Origin of the sequence: Caloranaerobacter ferrireducens (genome assembly GCF_001730685.1) — a bacterium.
Taxonomy (GTDB): Bacteria; Bacillota; Clostridia; order Tissierellales; family Thermohalobacteraceae; genus Caloranaerobacter; species Caloranaerobacter ferrireducens.
Genome location: NZ_MDJR01000003.1, coordinates 1 through 20242 on the forward strand (window position 1 = coordinate 1; position 20242 = coordinate 20242).

The 20242-nt window shown below is 27.4% G+C and carries 18 protein-coding genes; 16 read left to right on the top strand and 2 right to left on the bottom strand.

The window, feature by feature from the left end:
* Window positions 1–153: 153 nt before the first annotated feature.
* Window positions 154–1158: a ribonuclease H-like domain-containing protein gene (locus tag BFN48_RS06060; protein WP_069650017.1), complete on the bottom strand. Its 1005-nt coding sequence runs from the start codon at window positions 1156–1158 to the stop codon at window positions 154–156.
* 131 nt (window positions 1159–1289) lie between these two features.
* Between BFN48_RS06060 and BFN48_RS06065 the strand changes: the two genes are divergently transcribed.
* The 14 genes from BFN48_RS06065 to BFN48_RS06130 all read left to right on the top strand — a co-directional run bounded on the left by BFN48_RS06065 (window position 1290) and on the right by BFN48_RS06130 (window position 17296).
* Window positions 1290–2018 (top strand): hypothetical protein, encoded by a 729-nt coding sequence (locus tag BFN48_RS06065; RefSeq protein WP_069650018.1) that lies wholly within the window; start codon window positions 1290–1292, stop codon window positions 2016–2018.
* A 54-nt stretch (window positions 2019–2072) separates the two neighbouring features.
* Complete coding sequence (locus BFN48_RS06070; protein WP_242863226.1) at window positions 2073–4211, top strand: N-6 DNA methylase family protein; 2139 nt, start codon at window positions 2073–2075, stop codon at window positions 4209–4211.
* Window positions 4212–4261: 50 nt separating this feature from the next.
* Entirely contained in the window at window positions 4262–4825 is a 564-nt protein-coding gene (locus BFN48_RS06075; RefSeq protein ID WP_069650019.1) for a hypothetical protein, read from the top strand.
* Between the two features lie 76 nt (window positions 4826–4901).
* Window positions 4902–6473, top strand: a complete 1572-nt coding sequence (locus BFN48_RS06080; protein WP_069650020.1) for an S-layer homology domain-containing protein — start codon at window positions 4902–4904, stop codon at window positions 6471–6473.
* A gap of 30 nt (window positions 6474–6503) precedes the next feature.
* Complete coding sequence (locus BFN48_RS06085; protein ID WP_069650021.1) at window positions 6504–6896, top strand: NUDIX domain-containing protein; 393 nt, start codon at window positions 6504–6506, stop codon at window positions 6894–6896.
* Between the two features lie 170 nt (window positions 6897–7066).
* Window positions 7067–8497, top strand: a complete 1431-nt coding sequence (gene glnA, locus BFN48_RS06090) for a type I glutamate--ammonia ligase (RefSeq protein WP_069650022.1) — start codon at window positions 7067–7069, stop codon at window positions 8495–8497.
* A gap of 88 nt (window positions 8498–8585) precedes the next feature.
* Window positions 8586–10058, top strand: a complete 1473-nt coding sequence (locus tag BFN48_RS06095; RefSeq protein WP_069650023.1) for a hypothetical protein — start codon at window positions 8586–8588, stop codon at window positions 10056–10058.
* A gap of 190 nt (window positions 10059–10248) precedes the next feature.
* Window positions 10249–11247: an acyl-CoA dehydratase activase-related protein gene (locus tag BFN48_RS06100; RefSeq protein WP_069650024.1), complete on the top strand. Its 999-nt coding sequence runs from the start codon at window positions 10249–10251 to the stop codon at window positions 11245–11247.
* A complete protein-coding gene (locus tag BFN48_RS06105) occupies window positions 11219–12328 on the top strand; it encodes an acyl-CoA dehydratase activase-related protein (protein ID WP_069650025.1) in 1110 nt (369 codons plus the stop codon). Before BFN48_RS06100 ends, BFN48_RS06105 begins: the two co-directional genes overlap by 29 nt.
* Entirely contained in the window at window positions 12303–13283 is a 981-nt protein-coding gene (locus BFN48_RS06110) for an acyl-CoA dehydratase activase (RefSeq protein WP_069650026.1), read from the top strand. Before BFN48_RS06105 ends, BFN48_RS06110 begins: the two co-directional genes overlap by 26 nt.
* A gap of 210 nt (window positions 13284–13493) precedes the next feature.
* Window positions 13494–13931 carry a nucleoside recognition domain-containing protein gene (locus BFN48_RS06115; RefSeq protein WP_069650027.1) on the top strand — a complete coding sequence of 146 codons (438 nt, stop codon included), beginning with the start codon at window positions 13494–13496 and terminating at the stop codon, window positions 13929–13931.
* 24 nt (window positions 13932–13955) lie between these two features.
* Window positions 13956–14414 carry a nucleoside recognition domain-containing protein gene (locus BFN48_RS06120; protein ID WP_242863227.1) on the top strand — a complete coding sequence of 153 codons (459 nt, stop codon included), beginning with the start codon at window positions 13956–13958 and terminating at the stop codon, window positions 14412–14414.
* Between the two features lie 80 nt (window positions 14415–14494).
* Window positions 14495–15538: an HD-GYP domain-containing protein gene (locus tag BFN48_RS06125; protein ID WP_069650029.1), complete on the top strand. Its 1044-nt coding sequence runs from the start codon at window positions 14495–14497 to the stop codon at window positions 15536–15538.
* A gap of 48 nt (window positions 15539–15586) precedes the next feature.
* Window positions 15587–17296, top strand: a complete 1710-nt coding sequence (locus BFN48_RS06130; RefSeq protein WP_069650030.1) for an ABC-ATPase domain-containing protein — start codon at window positions 15587–15589, stop codon at window positions 17294–17296.
* A gap of 14 nt (window positions 17297–17310) precedes the next feature.
* Here the strand turns inward: BFN48_RS06130 and BFN48_RS06135 are convergent, their stop codons facing one another.
* Complete coding sequence (locus tag BFN48_RS06135) at window positions 17311–18300, bottom strand: asparaginase (RefSeq protein ID WP_069650031.1); 990 nt, start codon at window positions 18298–18300, stop codon at window positions 17311–17313.
* A 150-nt stretch (window positions 18301–18450) separates the two neighbouring features.
* On the opposite strand from BFN48_RS06135, the gene BFN48_RS12435 reads away from it, so the two are divergent.
* Together BFN48_RS12435 and BFN48_RS06140 are read left to right on the top strand one after the other, a co-directional pair.
* Window positions 18451–18711 (top strand): hypothetical protein, encoded by a 261-nt coding sequence (locus BFN48_RS12435; protein ID WP_176718837.1) that lies wholly within the window; start codon window positions 18451–18453, stop codon window positions 18709–18711.
* Window positions 18712–19082: 371 nt separating this feature from the next.
* Window positions 19083–20240 (top strand): cysteine desulfurase family protein, encoded by a 1158-nt coding sequence (locus BFN48_RS06140; protein ID WP_069650032.1) that lies wholly within the window; start codon window positions 19083–19085, stop codon window positions 20238–20240.
* The last annotated feature ends 2 nt before the right edge of the window (window positions 20241–20242 follow it).

Sequence of the window (20242 nt, forward strand, 5' to 3'; positions counted from 1 at the left end):
CTCTGGGCACCAAAGAAACTCCTATCGTACTATTTACGATAGGAGTTTTTTTATAATCCAACTGTGGATAATTTTAAATATAATTTTCGTAATGGATATAGGCAAAATCTTCCTTGATTTATTTAAATCGAAGATTTTGTTCCAATCCATTTTTTATTTCACTATATTTGTTAATATTTCACAAACAACATTTTGTAAGTTTTGTTTGATTATTTTATCTTCTATTTTTAGTAAAATATAGTTTTCTGGGATATTATAGTTAGTTTTATCTGTAGATGTAATATTGAAAGAGTAATCGTTTTTATTTAAATAATAACATTTTTTGTTATCTGTTAACATTCCGACATTAACAATGAAAGCTATATTTATATTTCCTTCATTTGTAATCCATTCAAGTTTGAAACCATCTTCATAGTATATATAGTTAGGTAGTGTGCATTTAGTTGTTATACCTGTAAGAGTAAAATTATTTCCTTTAATAGATATGTTATTTAAATCAAAACTAAAGTTAATATTATAATCATTAAAGTTAATAGTTAAGTTTAAATTACTTAAATTATCTATTGTTTCATATATCTTAAGTAACTTATGAAGATAGTAAATATCTTCATAGTTGTGCTTAAGAATTATTTTTTTAATTCTATCATCTTTTGTTTTTAAGTATTTAAAATACATTTTAACACTTTCTTTACCTGAAATTTTGTCTTCTCTATTAATTCCAAGATATTTTTCAACAGTTTTTAATCTGCAGTTGTTTAAACCTAGAACGTTTTTATATTTTCTTACTACTTTCAATAAATCGATACTTTTATTTATTTCAATTAAATATTCTAGTCCATATTGTTTAAGTTTACTATTAATGAAGGGTATATCAAATACATTGCCATTAAAGGTGAAAAATAAGTCAAATTGAATGATGAATTTTATAAATTCATTTAGAATTTCTTTTTCTTCTTCTAACGAATTAGCAAAAAATTGAGTAATTTTAATTTCATTATTTTTGAAATACATTATTCCTATTAAAATGATTTTATCTTTTTCACGATTGAACCCTGTTGTTTCAATATCTAAGAAACAGAAATTTTTATTGTATGTAATAGTTTTTAAATAATCAGGTATTTTTAATTGTTCTTGAAAAGAATTTGTGATAATTTCCATGTAAACCTCCTTAAGAATCAAAAATTAAACATATTTAAATAAAAAAGTAGAATAATGATATAACTACACTTTTATATTATAATATAGGTATAAGAAATTTTGGTATATGAATTTAAAAGGGGGATTTGGGCATGCCATTCGATGTTTATGATATTAATAATAGGCATATGGGGGTAATTACATCTTTATTTCCAAACAATACAGATATATTAATGGTTGGTATAACAAATTTGAAAATATCAGATATTGAGTTGGATTTAACTGGTCTAAAAAATTACATAGCAGAATTATATGGTTGTAAGAATATATTTGGGAAAATAAAAGAAGACAAGCTAGTTGAGACTTTACGAAATGTTTGGGAAAATAAATATAAAAGCTATGGGGAGTATAATGAAAAGTTACTTTTTAGGCTATTATTATTAGAACAGTTATGTGATATTGAAAGTTTTATTAAAATTGATAAAAGTAAAATTTATGGCTATTTATTATTAGACAGAAAAAATATTGAAATGAATGGCGAAAATATTATTATAAAAGAGAATATTGACTATATAGAAGCAAACGATGGACATAACGGAACTCCCATTTATGGTAAAGTAATTGATTATCCGATTATTACTGTTGAAAATATAGGGGTAGGAGAAGGCCTTTTATTACGAACTGATTTTTCACATTTTGGAGGTAGAAATCATATACACAAAACTAAATTCAAAATACTTTCAGGAAATGCAATTTTGCCTATAACCGTTCCTATAAGTTTGATGATAAAAAAAGATATGATAGTTCAAATTTATTTAGAAAAAAGAAATATAAAAAAAATTTTTTGTGATGGCGTATTTTATATGTATTATAATTTTTAAAATTAAGATAGAAATGAGGCTTTTGGCCTCATTTTTTCAAGTGGAGGTAGAATGATGAAAAATAAAGCTTATGAAAAAGAATTAATAAAAATTACTAAAGAGTACCTATATAAATACAAGAATGAAGGACTAGATAGTTACATAAATAATTTAAAGGGTATTCTTTATTATATAGGTAAAATAATTTTATCAATTGCATACTATAAATCAGAAAAAATAACAAAGAAAGATTTAAATAACATATTAAACAATAATTCTATAGAAAAACTCCCTGAAAAGTTTAAGGAATTTGAAATAACTTTTGGCGAGAAAGTGATGCTTACAAGCAAAGAGAAAGCTGAAATAGTATCTTTGTTAAATAAACTTGAGAACGAAGAATTGTGCGAATTTTCATTAGGCAAGCTTTATGAAGAACTTATAACGAGCAAAGAAAGAAAACAATTAGGACAGGTATATACACCAAAGAGTATTATAAAATATATGATTGAAGAAGGAATAAAAGAAGAATATATTATTGAAAATCCTTATTTTAAGGTGATAGATCCAGCTTGTGGCGGTGGTTATTTTTTAATTGAGGCTTATGAAAAGATTAAATTTATAATAAAAAATAATTATAAAGAAATAATTCGCAAAAATCCAGGAGTTAAAATGCATTTAGATAAGAGTGTACATGAATTTATATTAAAAAATAACATTTGGGGGACAGATATAGACGAATTTGCAGTATATATGACGACTATTTCGCTTTTATTAAAAGATACAACAGGTAATAGTTTTAGTTTGAATATATATAAGAGAGATATTTTATTAGATGAGGAAGAGAATTTATTTAAATTACTTTCAGATAAAAATTCTTTAAATGGTATTAAATTTGATTTAGTAATAGGTAATCCTCCCTATATAGGGCATAAAAAAATTAGTAAAATTTATAGGCAGAGATTAATACATTATTATTATGATGTGTTTTCTGATAAAGCAGATATTTCATTTTGTTTTATAAAAAAAGGATATGACTTATTAAAGGAAAATGGAAGACTAATTTTGATTACATCTAGGTATTTTATTGAATCTCCATCAGGAAAGTTTTTAAGGAAATTTATTAAGGATAGCTTTACTATAGAGTCATTAATTGACTTTAATGGATATAAAGTATTTAAAGGAATTGGAATAAGTCCACTAATAATAAAATGTATAAAAAGAAAGATGAATAATACGGAGTTTGATGTTTACAAGTTGAAGAAAAAGATAAATCCAAATGATGATTTTAATGTAGCAAACGAAAGTATTTATGAAAACTTTAAAGTAAAACTTATTGACTTAGATGATAAGGGGTGGATATTTATAAATCCTTTAGAAAAATTAGTTTTTCAGAAAATAGATTCTCAAGGAGACTATAAATTAGAGGATATTTGTGAAAGTTATCAAGGTATAATAACTGGTTGTGATGATGCATTTATTATAGATGCAGAAGAAGTTAATAAAGGTAATTTAGAGCATGATATTTTGAAGCCGTGGATAAAGAACAGTTATATACAGAAATACACAAGAACTGCAGTAAATAAATATATATTATATACGGATTCAATCAAGAATATAGACGATTATCCTAATACATTAAAGCATATATTGCCATATAAAGAGAGGCTAGAAAAACGCAGAGAATGTATAAAAGGTATTAGAAAATGGTATGAGCTTCAATGGGGTAGGAATTTAGAAGTTTTTAAGTCACCTAAGATAATTTTTCCATTCAAATCTGAATCAAGCAGGTTCATGATAGATTATGATAATTTATTTTGTAGTGCTGATGTCTATATTATAAAAATAAAAGATATATTCTTAAATGAAGTTACAATGGAGTATTTGACAGCTTTTTTAAACTCATCAATTTTTGAATTCTATTTTAAGACGGTTGCAAAAAAAGTAGGAGATAATATATATGATTTTTATCCTAATAAACTGATGAAATTAAAGATAAAGATAGAAGATAATGTTAGTTTTATTTCTGAAAAAGTTAAGAAAATAATAAGTTACTATAATGATATTAATCAATTAATAAAAAACAAATCAAATGCTGAAAGAGTTGAGGAGTTACAAACTAAAATATTTAAAGAGAAAGAGATAATTGATGAATACTTTTTTACACTATACAAATTGAAACCTGATGAAATTGAAATAATTAAGAATAAAATTTAATTTAACATTTAAAACAATTTTCTCATGTAACCCAATAGGGGGCGTATAAAATGTGTATTTTGAAATTAACCGAGTATAAAGCTGAAATAGCTGAAAAAATATGCATTGATAGATTTGAGAATGATCTAATGCTTGTATTAAATAATTTTAGTGAACATGATATCAAATTAACTATTCAATTGATTAAAAACAGCATAATAAAATTAGAAGAAAAAGGAGTTATTTTTGATTCAAGATTAATCAATCTTTACTGTACAATGAATTTAGGATTAGCTTGGAGCATGTATAGAAAAGGCAAAATAATCCAAAAAGAAGAGTCAGTAATAGGTAGAATTTTTGAAATTGATGATGTGGAACTAAAAGAAAAGTTGATATTTTATTTAACCGATCAAAAAAATTATAAATTGTTAATAGATGATATTTCATATAGATATTTTACTTTATATTTAAGTAGGCATATCGAGGATATAATGAGCAGAATGGAAGTAGGAGTTCATCCTAGTATATTGAATGAAGAGGACCTTAAAAACGTATTTCTTAATTTTCTTAAGAAATTTGGTGTAGATTTGTTAATTATGGGTATAATTGATGAGTATCAAAGATATAATGGTTAATTATATGTTATAATAAATATGAGAAAAGATATGGGAATAAAGTAGATATAGGTTGGCTGCGTAAAGGGGGGTTACTATGAAGAAAATCAAAGCAACTTTATTTATACTGGTCATAATTTTATTTTTTGTAAATTATAGTATTGTAATGGCTGGGACTTTTTATTTAGATATTTTTGGTCACTGGGCAGAATATACGATATTATGGGCTACTAATGAAGCCAACCTTTTTAATGGTTATCCTGATGGTACTTTTAGACCAGATGACAGTATTACTAGAGCTGAATATATTACAATACTATATAGAGCAGCGATGGAAAAGAAAATACTTAGTAATAATATTATAGGTGAAGAGAAAAATGATTATGAAGTAGCAAATGAAAGTACTGATAATACAGATATTAACAATGAAGTTGATGAAAGTAAATTTGTTGTAGCAGACGATAATGTTGATAGCACCAATAATATGCCTAAAGAAAATAATGAATATACTTTGCAGTATGATGACTTGGACAGTAATTTCTGGGCTTATAAAGAAATTTTATCAGTAGCAGAGTTTATTGATAAATATAGTGTTAATATGAAATTTAAAGATATTTTTCCTGGAAATAAGTTTGAGCCTGATAAATATATCACTAGGGAAGAAGCTGCAATTTTATCAAGTTTTTTTACTACACTATCAATAGATGAAAATACTAAGGAATTTATGGATATTGATCAAAACTATAAATACTTTGATATAATCAAAAATTTAGTAAATAATGGAATAATCGAAGGCTATGAGGACAGTACTTTTAGACCTTATAGGAACATAACAAGGGCTGAGTCGGCAACTTTAATAAAAAGAATATATTATGATATGGATTATTTAAGTGGAAAATATCTGAATGATATAGAACTTATTGATTATACTTTGGAAGATAACTTTAGTTTATTTGGAGATTACTACAATAGAGAATTAGATGACCAAGATATATTGTATAAGAAAGCTGTTTCAACATTAGAATATATTAATTTGATGGGTTATATCCCTTTTGAAGAACAGCATTTGTATCTTAAAGATCCAATTAAGGCGCTTAGAGATCTTAAAGAAGCTGGTTACTATAATATTGTAGGAGTTAATTACTATTTAATAAAATTTGATACTATAAGCGAAGAGGAGAAAGAAATGTTACTTCTTGAGCTTTTAGATAACTATCAATTAAGAGATGATATTGGCGATATTGAATCTTTATTAATTTTTAAAGAATGCTTGAATTATAATATTGAAATGGATAAATTAATAAGAGGCTTAGATAAGTGGTATGCTATTGCAGAAGAAAATATAACTAAATTAAATATACAATTTATAAAATCAAAAATATATGCCAATAACAATGATTATGAAAAAGCAATAGAAATATACGAACAAGATTTACCAACTGATGATATAGAGATTTTAAAATGTTTTATAATGAACAAAGCTTATTTACAATATAAAATAAATGAATTTGAAAATGCAGAATTTATTTTAAGAGACGGTTGGGAAGTTGTAAAGACAAATAGGCACTATCTTTCATATAAGAGTATGTATGATAAGGAGTTTATTGGAGCAATTAAAAAAATTCTTATGGTTCAGTCTGAATACTATTCTAAAATAATTCAGCAATAGAGATATACAAATATTTGAAAGGAAGATTCTATGTTTAGAGTACTTACTAAAGCAATTATCAGAAAAGGAGAAGAAGTTCTATTATTGAAACGAAAAGATGGTTCATTCGGGAGCGGATTATGGGATATTCCTGGAGGTAAATTAGAATTTGGAGAGTTTCCTAGAGAAAGTTTAGAAAGGGAAATCTTTGAGGAAACTTCGTTAAAGGTTAAAGTTATAAGACCATTAAGTATTAGTTCAGGTATTAATGAAACAAGGACTAAACAGTATATTACTATAGTGTTTTTATGTGATTATCAAGGTGGAGATATTAAATTAAATGATGAACATAGTGAATATGAATGGGTTAGTATAAATGAAATAAATGATTTTGAAAAGATTTATTATGTAGATGAAGCAATTAATGAGCTTTCATCTGACTAATGTGGCCTTTGGCCACTTTTTCTTTTTTGCAAAACTAAATAGCGAATGACTAAAACCAAAATAAACTGTTCCCTGTTAGATATACCCTGTTCTCTAACAAATCTTATTTGACATTACAGAAACTTTGAAATATTATAAAATTACAGAAAATTCTACAAGAGGTGATTTTTATGTTTGAAGATGTTAGCCAGGTAATTAGTTTTTGCGAAAAAGAAGGGATAAAAATAATTGATTTTAAAGTAGTAGATCTAGCAGGAAGATGGCATCATTTGTCGATACCAGTAGAAAGATTTGATGAAAAGATACTAGAAGATGGCATAGGTTTTGATGGGTCAAGCTATGGTTTTTTAAGTGTTGAAAAATCAGATATGATTTTTAAACCTGATATTAGTACAGCCTTTGTAGATCCATTTTGTGAAGTACCAACATTAAGTATGATTGCTGATATATATCAAATTACAGATAAAAGTGAGAGATTTCAATCAGACCCTAGATATATTGCCGAGAAGGCGGAAAAATACTTAAAAGAAACTGGGATTGCAGATGAAAATGTTATTGGTCCTGAATTTGAATTTTATGTATTTGATCATATATCATTTATTAACAAAAGTAATCATCAAGAGATATATATAGATACTGAACAAGCATATTGGAATAATGGCAACAAAGATTATCAAAATCTAGGATATAAAGTAGAATTTCAAAAAGGTTATCATGTAGATTTACCAAAGGATGTTACTAATGATTTAAGGTCTAAAATTACTAGACAATTAGAAGATTTAGGTATACCTGTTAAGTATCATCATCATGAAGTTGGAGGATCAGGCCAGGTAGAAATAGAAACTCAATTTGGTAGACTAAAAGAAATGGCAGACAAAACTTTGATTTTAAAATATGTGGTTAAGAATTTAGCTATGCAAGAAGGTAAGACTGTTACTTTTATGCCAAAACCTTTGTATGGAGAAGCTGGTAGCGGAATGCATGTACATATGCAACTTTTTAAAGAAGGTAAACCAATTTTCTATGATGAGAAAGGATATTCCGGATTAAGTGATATAGCTCTATATTATATTGGCGGTATTTTAAGACATGCTCCAGCAATACTTGCATTTACAAATCCTAGTACAAATTCTTATAAAAGGTTAGTTCCTGGATATGAAGCACCTGTTAGTATATGTTTTGCTACTGCGAATAGAAGTTCAGTAATAAGGATACCAGGTTATGCTAAAAAACCAGAGAAAAAGAGATTTGAATTTAGACCTTCAGATGCAACAGCTAATCCATATTTGGCTTTTTCTGCGCTTTTATTAGCAGGTATTGATGGAGTAATAAATAAAATAGACCCAGTAAAGGAAGGTTATGGACCTTATGATGTAAATATTTTTGATTTATCCGAGGAAGAAAGAAAGAAAATTAAGAGCTTACCAAAATCATTAGATGAAGCAGCTGACGCATTAGAAAAAGACCATGAGTTTTTACTTGCAGGTGGTGTTTTTACTAAAGAGCTTATAAATGATCATATAAAAAGAATTAGAGAAGAAGCAAGGAAAATAAATATTATTCCTCATCCTATGGAATATAGATTGTATTATGATTTATAAGCAGCATTAGATATGCTGCTTTTTTTCTTGAAATAGATTAAATATATAGTTAAACTATAAACATAGCATAAACGAAAGGAGAAGAAATATGAAAGACATAAAAGTTGAATCTGTAGATTTTAATGATTTAATAGGTGGTCAAACAGAAAATTATTTACATAATTTATATATTAATTTCTTGAAAGATGCTGGTATTATAGCTTTTTATGATATAGTTAGAGATATAATATTGATTAATAGATATATAGATGAGAAACAGGAAATATTTAAGAATCTTGAAAAAGAAGGAGAAGATGTTTTAGACTATTTTAAGAAGATTAATGATAAAGCATTAAACATAGAAATAATATTAGGTCTAAGTGATATTGAAGATAACTTAGGAGAAGAGTATTTTAGAAATTTTAAAGATAAAGTTGTTGATTTAATCAAATGTTTAAATAGTTATGCTACTGAGATGTCATATTCCTTAGAAATAGCTAATGAATTATTAAATAAAAAATTGATAGAAGAGAGTAATGACTATGAGAATATGACAGTAAATTTTGAAAAATTTTATAATGATATATTTAAATTCTTAGTAGCAGATAAAAACACATTACAGGAGAAAATTTCTGAAATTATACGATTAGTGCCTTTTAGAATATCTAAGCATAAATTTTATGATATTGTAAGAACTGCATTATTAGATTATTTAAAGGATTTTAGTGAAAGCAGCGTCAATGATTATATAGAAGAACTAAAGAGTATATTTAATGGTTCATTAAACTTACAATATGGAAAAAGCTTTGATCATTACTTTGCAAAGGCACAAGGTTATAAAAAATTTGATTTTAAATTTGTTGATTTAAAGGAAGTGGAAGCATTAAAAGGCGAAATTTCAAAATTGCTTTTAGAAATATATGATTTGACGACGATGTTAAGTAGACTTGGGGTAATAATAAATAAATTTATAGTTATTGAAAAGACTAAAAAATATTTAATTAAAGATTTAGATAGAGAAAACATAAAAAAAATAATAAAACAGCTTAAAGAAGTAATGAGTGAAAAAAATTTAGAAAAAGGCCAAGAATTATTATTAATTTGTGAAGAAAAAATTGACTATATAATTGCTTCTTTAAATGAATCAGTTAAATTGATAGAAGAAGCTGATAAAAAATTGATGAATGAGGATTATGAAGATTACTTGAATAGTTTTTACTTTGAAATGATAGAAGTTTTTTCTTACTTAAAGGATTCAGGTTATGAGAAAGTTAAATCATTAAATGCAGATGATTTTAAAACTGTAACCAATGATTATCTGGAACAGGCAGTTGATAGTTTTATTCAATATATAGATCGAAACCTAAAAGATATGGCAAACATTTATAGAAAGGTTAGAATGAGAAGATTATTAAGTACCTTAAATGAACAGTTCAGTAGTATGGAAGAGTTTTTCGAATATCTGGAAAACTCACTTGAAATAAATACCTCTAAAAAAGATTTACAATTGGCTTTATATAATATTGCCGAATTAATGTTAAGTTATGAACAAAATACTAGCTTTAAAAAAGACTCCGATTAAGGAGTCTTTTTTTATAAGCCGTAAGAAATTATATACCTTATTAAATTGTTGATAATTTTAAATATAATTTCCGTAATGGATATAGGCAAAATCTTCCTTGATTTATTTAAATTGAAGATTTTGTTTAACTTATTTTATGTTTATTTATAAATCTATTTGACCATAATAATAGTTGGATAGGAGGTGTTTTATGTCTTGTAAAGTCGGTATACCACAGGCATTACTTTATTATGAATATTATCCTTTGTGGAAAGAGTTCTTTACTGAATTAGGAGCAGAAATAGTATTATCTTCAAGTACAAATAAATCTATATTAAATGCTGGAGTGTCTAGTTGTGTTGATGAAGCGTGTTTACCTGTAAAAGTATTTCATGGTCATGTAGAGGAACTTAAGAATAAAGTTGATTATTTGTTTATACCTAAGTTTATTAGCGTTTGTAAAAAAGAATATTTATGTCCTAAATTATTAGGATTACCCGAAATGGTAAAGAATTCGATTGATAATTTACCAACAATAATAGATGTTGAGATTAATTTATTAAAATCGAATTCTAATTTGCGTAAGTCAGTAATAGAAATTGGTAAGTATTTTACATCTAATAATAAAAAGATAGACTTAGCTTTTAATAAAGCTATTAATAGATTTAATGAATATAGAAAGTTGTTAGCTAATGGAGTAATACCTATTGAAGCAATTAAAGTTTACAATAAATATATTAATAGCATTACAACGTTAAAAAATAGCAAATATAAAATTCTTGTTTTAGGACATTCTTATAATTTATATGATGAATTTTTAAGTATGAAACTTATTGAAAAACTGCAGAAAGAGAATATGAGAGTGATAACTCCAGATACTGTAAGTATAGATAAGATAAATTATTATGCATCAAAATTACCTAAAAGAATGTTTTGGAGTTTTGGAAGAAAGATTGTAGGTGCTTCTTTTTATTTAATTGAGGAAAATGCAGTTGATGGGATAATTTATATTTCTTCATTTGGCTGTGGTTTAGATTCTGTTTTAATTGATTTAGTTTACAGAAAGGCAAAAAAATTTAAGGTTCCATTCACATTAGTAACTCTTGATGAACATTCAGGGGAGGCTGGAGTTAATACAAGACTAGAGGCATTTATAGATATGATTATATGGAGGGACAATAATGAAAATCACATTTCCACACATGGGTAATACTTACATCGCAGTTAAAGCAATGCTTGAAGATTTAGGACTAGAAGTAATTGTACCACCAAAATGCAGTAAGCGTACACTTGAATTAGGTACCAAATATTCGCCAGAATCAATTTGTCTACCTTTAAAAATCAATATAGGTAATTATATAGAGAGTATAGAGAGAGGAGCAGATACAATATTAATAACTGGTAGTTGTGGTCCCTGTAGATTTGGCTTTTATTCAGTAATTGAAAAAGAGATTTTAAAAGATTTGGGATATGATATAGATATTATAGTATTTGATCCTCCAGATGGTAATTATAAAGAATTGATGAATAGCATAACAAAAGCAGTAAATACAAAGAATCCGATTAAGATATTAAAAAGTTTTAATAGGGGAAGAATTATACTGAAAGAAGTAGATAAATTATTTGAATTTTCAAATAAAAAACGTGCATTTGCTGTGAATAGTTATGAAGTAGATAGGATTATGCAAAAGTTCAGCGAAGATGTTCTAAAAGTCAAAGGTATCACAGAGACTAAAAAACTGATAAAAAGAACTTTTAAAGAGCTCAAAAAAATAGAGGTTGATAATACAAAACGTCCATTAAAAGTTGGAATTGTAGGCGAAATATATACCGTTATTGAGCCATATGTTAATTTAGATATCGAGAGAAAACTTGGTCATATGGGAGTTTGGGTAGATAAGTTTTTAACTCCATCCAGATGGGTAGAGCATAATCTTACACTTGGTCATTTAGGGTTAAGTGAAGAAAGGAAAGCTTGGAAGGCAGCAAAGCCGTACATAAGCACTCTAGTTGGTGGGCATGGAAGAGAGACTGTTGGAAGTACAATTATGTATGCAGAAAAAGGTTATGATGGTGTTATACAACTTTTACCATTTACTTGTATGCCAGAAATAGTGGCTGAAACAATACTTAAGACTGTTGGAAAGGATTATGATATTCCAATATTAACTCTGATAGTAGATGAGTTAACTGGGGAAGCAGGTTATATTACAAGACTGGAAGCGTTTGTTGATCTATTAAAGAAAAGAAGGGAGGAAAAGAAATTTGAAAGAGTGTTATCTAGGAGTTGATGTAGGTTCGGTAAGTACGAATATTGTTATTATAGATGAAAATAATGATGTTATAGCAAAAAAATATATAAGGACCAAAGGAAAACCAATAAAAGCTATTCAGTTTGGTTTTAAAGAAATAAAAGAGGAAATTGGTGAAATAGAAATAAAGGGTGTAGGAACAACGGGTAGTGGAAGATATTTAGCAAGTATATTAATAGGTGCTGATATTGTCAAAAATGAAATTACAGCTCATGCTGTAGCAGCATTAAATTATGTACCTGACGTTAAAACAATATTGGAGATAGGAGGACAGGATTCTAAAATTATTATTTTGAGGGATGGCATAGTAACTGATTTTGCTATGAATACAGTATGTGCAGCTGGTACTGGTTCATTTTTAGATAGGCAGGCTGCTAGATTGGGAATAGACATAAAAGAATTTGGCGAATTAGCTTTGAAATCAAATAATCCTATTAGAATTGCTGGAAGATGTGCAGTATTTGCAGAATCAGATATGATTCATAAGCAGCAATTAGGACATAATCAAGAGGATATTATAAATGGATTATGTGAGGCTTTAGTAAGAAATTATCTAAGCAATGTAGGAAAAGGAAAGGAAATACTTGCTCCAGTTGTATTTCAAGGAGGAGTCGCAGCAAATGTAGGAATAAAAAGGGCTTTTGAAAAAGCTCTTGATATGGAAGTATATGTACCAAAGCATTATGATGTAATGGGAGCGATTGGGTCAGCAATATTGGCTAGGGAAGAAGTCAAGTCAAAAGAAGTATCAAAGTTTAAAGGATTTGAAGTTGCTGATATTGATTATAAAGTTAAAGGGTTTGAATGTAATGACTGTGCGAATATGTGTGAAGTTATTCAAATATTGGCTGAAGATAAAGTTATAGCTAGATGGGGAGACAAATGTGGAAAATGGACGAATCTATCAGATATTAATTTACAGAGATTAGCGTAACCTGAGTTAAAAAACTCAGGTTTTTTCTTTATAATCCATAGGAAATTATATACCTTATTAAATTGAGGATGATTTTAAATATAATTTCCGTAATGGATATAGGTAAAATCTACATTGTAGTTGATTTTAAATTAAAGATTTTGTTCTAAAACTTTTAGTTATGATATAATAAAAATCAGTAAATTATGAAACAGATGAAAGGGAGTTATTATGGAAAAAAGAGCTACAGGTCATATAGGAAATACTCTGTTTAATGGTTTAAAAAGTGGTTTACAAACAACATTTTTTCTTTCAAAAATCATTATAACTGTTTATTTTATTATAACATTTCTAAAATATACACCTTTTATAGATTGGATTTCTAATCTTTTTTCACCTTTCATGAATATTTTCGGATTGCCTGGAGAAGCAGCTATAGTATTAGTTCTTGGAAATGTGTTAAATTTATATGCAGCTTTAGGTGCTGTATCTACTTTAACATTAACAGCTAAACAATATACAATAATAGCTGTAATGCTTTCTTTTTCTCACAGTCTATTTATGGAAACTGCTGTAGCCAAAAAAATTGGAATTAGTGTTTTAGGTGTTGTTTTATTAAGATTGACTTTAGCTATATTATCTGGAATTATGTTAAACTTGGTAATTTAGGAGGGGATCAAACTGGATATAATTTTGATATTTAAAGAAGCAGTTAATGGTAGTATTAATTCAATATTAACTATTGCTAAGGTAATAATACCTTTAATGATACTTATGGAGATACTTAGAGATTTTAAATTTCTTGATAAGTTATCTGATTTATTGAAACCATTAGCAAGATTTTTAGGATTATCAAAAAATTCTATTTTCCCTCTGTTAATAGGTTTGATTTTTGGCTTAGCATATGGGGCAGGTGTAATAATTAAATCTGCGAAAGAAGGCGAGTTACAGAAAAAAGATTTATATTTGCTTATGATTTTTTTGGTTTCTTGCCATTCAGTTTTTGAAGATACACTGCTATTCGTAGCGATTGGTGCTAACGGATGGTTACTTTTAAGCTTTAGATTAATTACAGCTATAATTTTAACTATAGCTGTAGCTAAAGTTTTTGATAAGTTATTCAAAACTCAAGAAGACACGATGAAAAGTTGAAGGATTTAAAGTAATATTATAGAAAATATAAATATGGTATTTGTTTAGTGTTATTTGAATTTTAAAAAGTGGGGGATAGTATGAGTATTATAAAAATTGATGAAGTTATACCAGGAATGGTTTTAATTGAGGATGTTGAAGATTTAGATACTGGTAATATATTACTTAAAAGTGGAACTGTTTTAAATAAGAAAAATATACTGCATTTAAAAAATATGAATATTAGTTACATAAATGTTCTTGAAATAACAGGTGAAATAAAAGAAGTAAATAAAAATAAACAGAAATCATTTATTAATAAATATGATAATTTAGCAAATAAAACAAAAAAGATTTTAAAAGATATAAAGTTAGGAAAAAAAATTATAGTTTCAGAAATAAGTGATGAAGTAGATGATATTATAGATGAAATAACTAATAGTAACAATATATTAGGTAGATTGAGACAAATCGAGCAGAGTGATGATTATACTTTTCAACATTCTTTAAATGTTTGTATGTTGTCAATTATGTTAGGTAAATGGCTGGGGTATACAGAGATAGAATTAAAACAATTAGCGATTTCAGGTTTATTTCATGATATTGGTAAGTTGAAAATATCAAAAGATATAATTGAAAAACCTAGTAAATTAAGTGAAATGGAATTTAATATTGTAAAAAAACATACTATATTTGGATATAATATTCTTAGAGAGACTGTAGGGATTAGTCAAAGCACAGCTTTTGGAGCTTTGCAGCATCATGAAAGAGAAGACGGTAGTGGATATCCTTTAAGGCTTAAGTCAGATAAGATACATGAATTTGGTAAGATAATTGCGATTTGTGATATTTTTGACGCAATGACTTCCAAAAGGGTATATAAAGATAAAAAATCACCGTTTAGGGTAGCTGAACTTATTGCTGAAAATAGATTTGGCGTTTTAGATGCAAGAATTTCTACTGTTTTTTTGGATAATATTTCGAAGTTTTATATAGGTAATTTAGTTAAGTTAAGTAATGGCTTTATAGGTGAAATTGTATATGTAAACAAAAATATTCCTACTAGACCAGTTGTAAAAGTAGAAAATGATTTTATTGATTTAATGAAAGTGAATGATATAGAGATAATTGATATTATAGAATAGAGGCTTAAGTCCTCTTTTTTTTAGCAGAATTAAATAGGAGGAATTTACATGAGAAATAAGGAGTTCTTAAGAAAAAAGTTACATCAATTAGATAATAAAGGCTATAAATTATATAAGGAAATACAAGGTGAATATGATTTTAATGATTTTATACTTTACATAGATTATGTGCAAGGAGATCCATTTGCTTCGCCGAGTAGAATGAGAGTAAGAATTCCTATTGAAAAAGCTAAGATACCAAAGAAATATTTCGATACTAAATATAAAAAAATAGCTTTAGAGGATTTTTTAATAAGAAGCTTTCATAAAGAAATTAAAAGCAGTTCAAAAGGGATTAGAGGAACTGGAAAGAGTGGTCTTATATATATAGATGTAGGAGGACAAGAAATATTAGAAAGAACAGCAGCTAAAGTAAATGAAAATTACATAGAAATAAGGTTTTTTGTCGGACTTCCTGCAAGGGGAAGAAAAATACTTGGAAAAATTGCAATTGAAATGTTATTTAATGAGATACCTAAAATAGTTGAAAACTCTTTAATATATGATAATTTTAATAAAACTTTGATGGTTGATTATGTGAATCTTATAGAAGATCAAATATTTTTGAGAGAAGAAATGAGAAAAAGAGGATTGATAACTTTTGTAGCTAATGATTCAATCCTACCAAGAGAAAGTGGTATAAGTGATAGACCTATGAAGGGTAGAAAAGTTATACCTTTCAAGTCACCAGAATCTTTAGAAGTAGAGTTTAATTTACCTAATAGGGGTCATATTAAGGGAATGGGAATAAAACGTGGTGTAACATTAATTGTAGGAGGAGGTTATCATGGAAAATCTACACTATTAAAAGCTATTGAAAGAGGAGTATATAATCATATACCAGGTGATGGAAGAGAGTTTGTACTCACAATAGAAGATGCTGTTAAAATTAGAGCTGAAGATGGAAGAAATGTTGAGAATGTGGATATATCACCATTTATTAGCAATTTGCCCTTTGGCTTGACAACAGAAGATTTTACGACTGAAAACGCTAGCGGAAGTACTTCGCAGGCTGCTAATATAATGGAAGCATTAGAAATAGGAACTAGTTTGCTATTATTAGATGAAGATACTAGTGCAACTAATTTTATGATAAGAGATGGAAGAATGCAAAACTTAGTTGCAAAGGAAAAAGAACCTATAACTCCTTTTATTGACAGAGTCAGACAATTATACGAGGAGATGGATATTTCTACAATACTAGTAGTTGGAGGTTCAGGTGATTATTTTGATGTCGCAGATTATGTAATTATGATGGAAAATTATGAACCAAAAGATGTAACCGATAAAGCAAAAAAGATTAGTGAAGAGTATAAAAGTTCAAGAAAGATAGAAGTGAATGGTGACTTTGGAAAAATAAAAAATAGAACTCCAATTAAAAAAAGTTTAGAAATAAAGGGAAAAGAGAAAATCAAAGCAAAAGGTATAGACAAGATTATGTATGGTAAAACTTTAATAGATTTATCCTTTATTGAACAGCTTGTTGATTCAAGTCAGACTGAGGCAATAGCAAATATTATTAAGTTTATTAAAAATAAGTACATAAATGATAAAACTCCTTTAACAGATATTATTAAAAAATTATATAAAGATATTGAAGAAAAGGGTTTAGATGTTATTTCTCCTAATACAGGAAGCCCTGCTGGAAATTTGGCTATGCCTCGTCCTTATGAAGTTGCAGCTGCTATAAATAGACTTAGAGTAATAAAAATGAAATAGGGCAATTAAATGCCCTATTTATATATGTCTTTTTCAAATATTTCTTTTATTTTATTCATGTCTTTAGTTATGCTTAAAGCTAACATTAGCTTAATTCTAGCTTTTTGACCTGGAAGGTTATTACCAAATATAGCACCTAATTGCCTAAGCGTTTTACCAGCACCAGGATATCCATAAGTGTCTAAAACTCTACCAGTTGGACATCTTGAGACAATAACAACTGGGATATCGTTTTCTATGGCTTTCTTAATACCTTCTACCATGTTTGGTGGAACATTTCCTCTACCTAAAGCTTCAATAACTATTCCTTTATATCCTGTTTCAATACAAAAATTAATAATGTCATCATCCATACCAGCAGCACATTTTATTAAAGCTACTTTAGGTTCGATTGAATCGGTTTCAATATGTTCATGATTTATTATATCCCTATAGAATATTACTTCATCATTGTCTACAATTCCTAAAGGTCCAAATTCTGGTGATTTGAAAGTGTTCAATGAAAGTGTGTTTGTTTTTGTTACTTCACTTGCAGCATTGACTTCATTATTCATAACTACAAGAACGCCTCTGCCTCTAGCTTCTTCAGATATAGCTGTACATATTGAAGCTGATAAATTGCTTGGGCCATCGTAACCTAATTCAGAACCATTCCTCATGGCTCCAACAACTATGATTGGTTTTTCAGATTTTATTGTTAAATCTAGTAAATATGCAGTTTCTTCTAAAGTATCTGTTCCATGAGTTACTACAACGCCTGTTATATCATCTCTTTTAATTGTTTCTTTTACTAATTTTGCTAATTCCATCATTTTATATGGAGTCATATGTGGCCCTGGAAGTTTAGCGAAGTTTATAATTTCAACTTCAGCAAATTTTTCAATATTTGTAACCATAGCTAAAATTTCTTCGCTTGATAATGCAGGGATTGCAGCATCAATACGAGGATCAATTTTCATCGAAATAGTACCGCCTGTAAAAATAACTGCAACTTTTTTCTTCATTTCGGTCCCCCCTAAAAAATAATGACAATACTATTTTACCATATACCAGTCCTACAAAGTATAAAAAGTTGTTTATTTAATAAAATTGAATAATTTTTTAATAGTTATAATTTCTTATGTGTATAAAAAAATAAAGCATAAAATTAAATTTTGATAATAGTATTATATAAACAGGCTGTTGGCAAATTTAGACTATTACCAAGTACCTATATAGAAAACAGTAAAGGATTGGTTAGTATGGTTTTTAGATTGAATTATCCTGTTGACAGTAAAAAAAGAGAAAATAAAAAAGAGGAAAAAGATTATGAAAGGATTCTGAGTATATATGAAAGATGTACTTATAATAAGAAAAAAACATTGATTAAAACACTTAAAACAATAAAAGATAAAGCAAAAAGGCTCTATAATTAGAGCCTTTTAGCACAAAATAATAAATGGGAATAGAGGTAATTGAGGTTACCAGGGGGATAACTACCTAAATTGTAACAAAATCCGACAAAATACGCAATATTTTTTGAAATTTTTTTAAAAAAAATTAATATATGATAAACAGAGTGTTGGCAAATTTGTGTTTTTGTATTTAGGTACTAAATACCGGACACTGTAATTGGCTATTTGTTGTTCGCTATTCGTTTTTCGAGTATTAATAGTCGATAGTCAATAGACTAGAAACTATTGACTATCAATTATTCGCTCTTTTTTCTTTTAAATTAAAATATATTTATATATAATATGGATATAGTATATGTTAGCAAGAAACTTATGATGAACGAGGTGATTTAATGGAAGTTTACTTAGACAATAGTGCTACAACAAGACCAAGAGATGAAGTTATTGATGCTATGATATATATGTTAAAAAGTGCATATGGAAATCCATCATCTTTGCATAGAAAAGGATTGGAAGCAGAGAAAGAAATAGAAAAATCAAGAAAGATAATTAGTAAATTTTTAGGTGTAGACAGTAAAGAAATCTTCTTTACTTCAGGTGGGACAGAAAGCAATAACATAGCTATACAGGGATTGATAAAAAAATATGCAAAGCGAGGAAAACATATCATAACTACCAAAATTGAACATCCATCAGTATTAAACATATTTAAACACTATGAAGAAAAAGGATTTGAAGTTACATACTTAGACGTTAACGAAAAGGGGATTGTTGACTTAAAACAGTTAGAAAGAAGTATAAATGATAAAACAATTTTAGTATCTATTATGATGGTTAATAATGAGATAGGAACAATACAGCCTATTAAAGAAATAACTGAAATAATTAAGAAAAAAAATAAAAGTGTAAAGCTGCATGTTGATGGAGTACAGGCTTTTGGGAAAATAGATGTACCGCTTAAAAACTTAGGAATAGATACTTTTTCTTTTAGTGGACACAAAATTCATGGACCAAAAGGTGTAGGCGGACTATATATTAGAAATGGTATTACATTAGAACCGATTATTTTTGGTGGTAATCAAGAAAAAGGTTTAAAATCAGGAACAGAAAATACACCAGGGGTTATAGGATTAGGTAAAGCTGTTGAAATTATTAAAAATAATTTTAAAGACGAAAAAAATTATATAAAAGAGTTGAAACAATATTTTATTGATAAAGTTGTAGAAAGAATTGATAATATTAAGATAAATAGCTATACTGATGATAGATGTGCTCCACATATAGTAAATATATCATTCATCGGAGTTAAAGGTGAAGTGTTATTGCATTATTTAGAAGAAGATGGTATATTTGTATCCACAGGATCTGCGTGTTCTTCACACAAAAAGGGAAGGAGTCATGTGCTTAAAAGTATAGGTTTAAAAGAAAAAGAAATTGAGGGAGCAATAAGATTTAGCTTAGCTTATTACAATACAAAGGAAGAAATTGAATACGTAGTTGATAAACTTGAAAAGTCAGTTAGAGACATAAGAAAAATTACAATGAGGTGATG

Bases quoted from the DNA above. Each gene is read 5' to 3' on its own strand.
- BFN48_RS06060 (WP_069650017.1), bottom strand. From the start codon at position 1,158: ATGGAAATTATCACAAATTCTTTTCAAGAACAATTAAAAATACCTGAT.
- BFN48_RS06065 (WP_069650018.1), top strand. From the start codon at position 1,290: ATGCCATTCGATGTTTATGATATTAATAATAGGCATATGGGGGTAATT.
- BFN48_RS06070 (WP_242863226.1), top strand. From the start codon at position 2,073: ATGAAAAATAAAGCTTATGAAAAAGAATTAATAAAAATTACTAAAGAG.
- BFN48_RS06075 (WP_069650019.1), top strand. From the start codon at position 4,262: ATGTGTATTTTGAAATTAACCGAGTATAAAGCTGAAATAGCTGAAAAA.
- BFN48_RS06080 (WP_069650020.1), top strand. From the start codon at position 4,902: ATGAAGAAAATCAAAGCAACTTTATTTATACTGGTCATAATTTTATTT.
- BFN48_RS06085 (WP_069650021.1), top strand. From the start codon at position 6,504: ATGTTTAGAGTACTTACTAAAGCAATTATCAGAAAAGGAGAAGAAGTT.
- glnA (WP_069650022.1), top strand. From the start codon at position 7,067: ATGTTTGAAGATGTTAGCCAGGTAATTAGTTTTTGCGAAAAAGAAGGG.
- BFN48_RS06095 (WP_069650023.1), top strand. From the start codon at position 8,586: ATGAAAGACATAAAAGTTGAATCTGTAGATTTTAATGATTTAATAGGT.
- BFN48_RS06100 (WP_069650024.1), top strand. From the start codon at position 10,249: ATGTCTTGTAAAGTCGGTATACCACAGGCATTACTTTATTATGAATAT.
- BFN48_RS06105 (WP_069650025.1), top strand. From the start codon at position 11,219: ATGAAAATCACATTTCCACACATGGGTAATACTTACATCGCAGTTAAA.
- BFN48_RS06115 (WP_069650027.1), top strand. From the start codon at position 13,494: ATGGAAAAAAGAGCTACAGGTCATATAGGAAATACTCTGTTTAATGGT.
- BFN48_RS06125 (WP_069650029.1), top strand. From the start codon at position 14,495: ATGAGTATTATAAAAATTGATGAAGTTATACCAGGAATGGTTTTAATT.
- BFN48_RS06130 (WP_069650030.1), top strand. From the start codon at position 15,587: ATGAGAAATAAGGAGTTCTTAAGAAAAAAGTTACATCAATTAGATAAT.
- BFN48_RS06135 (WP_069650031.1), bottom strand. From the start codon at position 18,300: ATGAAGAAAAAAGTTGCAGTTATTTTTACAGGCGGTACTATTTCGATG.
- BFN48_RS06140 (WP_069650032.1), top strand. From the start codon at position 19,083: ATGGAAGTTTACTTAGACAATAGTGCTACAACAAGACCAAGAGATGAA.